This is a genomic window from Allocoleopsis sp., assembly GCF_036703385.1.
GTDB lineage: Bacteria > Cyanobacteriota > Cyanobacteriia > Cyanobacteriales > Coleofasciculaceae > Allocoleopsis.
This window is the reverse complement of the sequence record NZ_DATNPA010000434.1, coordinates 1-3382: the sequence shown is the minus strand read 5'-3', so window position 1 is coordinate 3382 and position 3382 is coordinate 1. Positions and strand designations below refer to the sequence as shown.

3 protein-coding genes are annotated in these 3382 nt (G+C 48.3%); 2 read left to right on the top strand and 1 reads right to left on the bottom strand.

Annotated elements, in window-relative coordinates:
- On the bottom strand, positions 1 to 1481 hold a 1481-nt coding region (locus V6C93_RS21410), incomplete at its 3' end, for a caspase family protein (RefSeq protein WP_333478703.1).
- A 648-nt stretch (positions 1482 to 2129) separates the two neighbouring features.
- Here V6C93_RS21410 and V6C93_RS21405 point away from each other — a divergent pair.
- Together V6C93_RS21405 and V6C93_RS21400 are read left to right on the top strand one after the other, a co-directional pair.
- The gene (locus V6C93_RS21405) at positions 2130 to 2432 is read left to right on the top strand and encodes a hypothetical protein (protein WP_333478702.1); all 303 of its coding nucleotides are present in this window, start codon (positions 2130 to 2132) and stop codon (positions 2430 to 2432) included.
- Positions 2433 to 2588: 156 nt separating this feature from the next.
- Positions 2589 to 3382: DUF4118 domain-containing protein (locus V6C93_RS21400; RefSeq protein ID WP_333478701.1), on the top strand; the 794-nt coding region annotated here is incomplete at its 3' end.

The window sequence follows — 3382 nt, the reverse complement described above, 5'->3', positions numbered from 1 at the left end:
CAATAAGGTTCTAAGGCAGTCTCCCTAACTTGGGGTTCAAAGTCGCTTCGCAGCGTCAGCACAATCCGTAACCAATCGGGAAAGGCTTTGAGTGCCCTCGCCAAACCACTGAGGAACATCTCCCGTTCCGCCTCACTCCGGCAGAGGGTGACTACTTCTTCAGATTGGTCAATGACTAGCAGCAGCTTGGAGTTGGGATGAAGCTTTCTCCAGGCAATTAAGTTCATAGACAAATTCTGCAAGCCTTGTTCATACCACTGGCTGTTGTCGCCACTGTTACTCACCTGGTCAGGAATCGCAAAAACGGGCAAGTTTTCTCGTTCCAGTGCTTTGTTCAATGCATTGAACGGAGACTCTCCCGGACGAATGGGAGGTAGGATGCGCCAGGGGTCTGGATTTTTCTTGAGCAGAGGAATTAATCCCGCTTTGACCAAGCTAGATTTCCCCGAACCGGAAGCCCCCAACACTACTGTCAACGGATTTATCGTGACGAATTCATGGAGTTTTTCAGTTAACGCTTTCCTGCCAAAAAATTTGTCGCTGTCGTTTTCTTCAAATGACTCTAAACCCTTGTAGGGATTGGCATTTTCATCCAAAGGAGGGGCTTTGTCTAATTGATTTGGCTCAAAACTAGCAATGGGAAAGATATACTCGCCCTTGTCATGGCGTTTGAGTTGGCAAAAGCCTGGGGTCTGTTTGGCACTTGTCTTGCCCAATTCGCCGTGGATGTACACGTATAATTCTGTGGCTGTAATAACCCCGTCCCCAGTGAAATCAGCTTCTCCAGAAAGTCCCTTCAAGAGCAATTCGGCAAAAGGGGAGTGTCCCTCATGCTCGCTGCGCTGTCCAAAACGATACAAGGAATCGGCAGCTTTCTCGTCATCGGCAGCAGAGGTAATCACCTGCTGAGCACAACCAGCAATGAAGCGCTCATAGCGTTCTCTATACATTTTCTGCGATCGCACCACCTCTCGTTGTCCTGCCCAACGAAATGCTCCAGCAAAGCAGCAGTCTAGGATGACTAACAAATGACGACATGGCAGTGCCAGTAGTGCATCGTGCAGTTGTTTCATCGGCAGCAAGCTGCTATCGTTATCCATCCGCGCATCTTGGGGCACCAGAAAGCCCACCGGACCATCGGCGTTGGAGAGTGCATCTAAGGCAATGCCGTGTCCGGCAAAGTAGAACAACAGTCGATCAGAGGCTCCTAACGTCGCTACCGCTTTGCTATCGGGGTGAAGTTGGGTGGTAGTGTGATTGGATAATGGGAGTGTCTGTTGCTCAAAGGCAGCAAAGAGTTCCTTGAGATGGGTACCCGTTGCCTCCTCATCCAACAGTCGCAAGACTTGGTATTGGTATTTGGTTTCTAGGGTATGGGCGATTTTTTTTGCGTCATTGACGGCGGTTTTGAGTTGTGGAATGCCATTGATGTATTGATTAATGCCGATGACCACTGCCAGAGAGCGTTTGATTTCTGCCATAGATTCGATGCCCCGTCTTAAATAGCAGAACTTGTCAAAAAAAGCGATCGCTTACCGTATGCTAACGTTTAGGCGATCGCTCACGGGTATCAATGAGTGAGTGATTCTACTAAGAGACTGTTTCTAAAGTAATGTTAACTGCTATGTTGCCTAACTTTGGATAGATCCCCCCTAGCCCTTAAAAAAAGGGGGAGTTGGGCCTACAGGGAGGAAATCTGGTGACGAGTCGTGGTAGTTTTGAGTTGCCGCCACAGTTATCTGGGCGAGCAAATGTGAATTTCCAGCGTCCTTACTATTGGAGTGCTTTCACACTCATCGGCAATCCTTGGTAGCTGTAGTCAGGTGAAAAATTGATGCTAGATTATTCTTCATCTAACGTTAGGATACACACGCTTCCGTACCCTTTACATTTCTTTAGAGACAGCCTCTAATGGCAAGTTCTCATTATCAATTTAGTGGAACTTAGAGCTTTAGTTAGACTCGAACATTCAAAACCAATTCTAGTTTCTGTCGAAATGTCAGTGTCTCGCTCGTCATAAGCTGTTATGCATTTAAATTGAGATAACAGCATTATCCTTGTTTTTGATTTTTCGTTAACCCAAACACTGCAAGAATTTGTCACGACGCATCCGTTAACGGTGGTACTGGGTGCTTCAGGAACAGGGAAGTCGATATTGGACATCGGCTCGGTTTGTGGTTCCGGCAATGACGCGGGAGGAATTACGGGACGCGATTGTGGAACCCGCCGCTGCCAAGGTGATGTATTTTGAGCCACCTACTCTGGTAGACAAGTTGATTGATGAGGTGATGCAGATGCCAGGGGCGCTACCTCTGCTATCGTTTACGCTGAGCGAGCTTTACTTCAAGTATATTGACAGTGTGAAGCAGGGGACAAGAAGCGATCGCGAAGCGAGTAAAGAGCGAAGCGCAGATCGCGCCATTACTAGGTAAAGCCTCAATCCAATAAATTCAATGAGCAATAGACAAGTGTCCTTCAAAGGATAGAGATACCCAAAAATTAGTCTTGAGAGAGGTGTTGCACATAATATGCGTCTCCTAAAGTGATGACTGTTTAGCCCTTTATTATGAAGACTCGGCGACAGTCGCATGTTTAGACCAATCCGACTGCTGCGCTACGGGGTGGCTATTGTTTCGGTTGCTCTAGCGCTAGTGCTGACTCTGTTACTGCAACCTCTATTGGCTCCCACGGTACTGCCGTTATTTTTTCTGGCAGTCACCTTTATTGCCTGGTATGGCGGACGAGGGGCAGGTTTTGTTGCAACTATTCTCTCCGTGTTGGCAACTCGCTATTTTCTGCTGCCTCCCTTGCATTCGTTTTTCCCAATTCCGGGTGCGGCGATCGTCGAACTGGTGGTCTTCAGCCTGGTAACGCTACTCATCAGTATGCTGGAGATTGACTTGCGGGTTGTTCAGTGCCGGAGTCGGAAGCACCTGAAAGAACTGGAACAAACAGAAGCAACGCTCCTCGAGAGTGATGCGCGGTTCCATGCGGCTGCGGAAAGCAGTTTTGATGCGATCTACATTCTCAAGAGCGTGCGAGACAAAACCGGAGAGCTGGTTGACTTCCAGTTTGTTGACTTGAATGAGCATGGAGCCAAACTGATTTCCTTAACGAAAGCGGATGTACTCGGTCAAAACCTATGCGAGTTACTGCCGATTAACCGAACTCAGGGATTTTTTGAGAAATACAAGCAGGTGGCTGAAACGGGAATTCCCTTGGTGGAAGAGTTTTCCTGTCAGGCGATGCCGGGAGTCACGGCATCCTGGCTGCACCATCAAGTTGTACCCTTAGGAGATGGCATTACCATTACCACTCGCGACATCACCGAACGTAAGATTGCAGAGGAGGCACTGCTAGCGAGTGAAGCCCTCTACCGCAC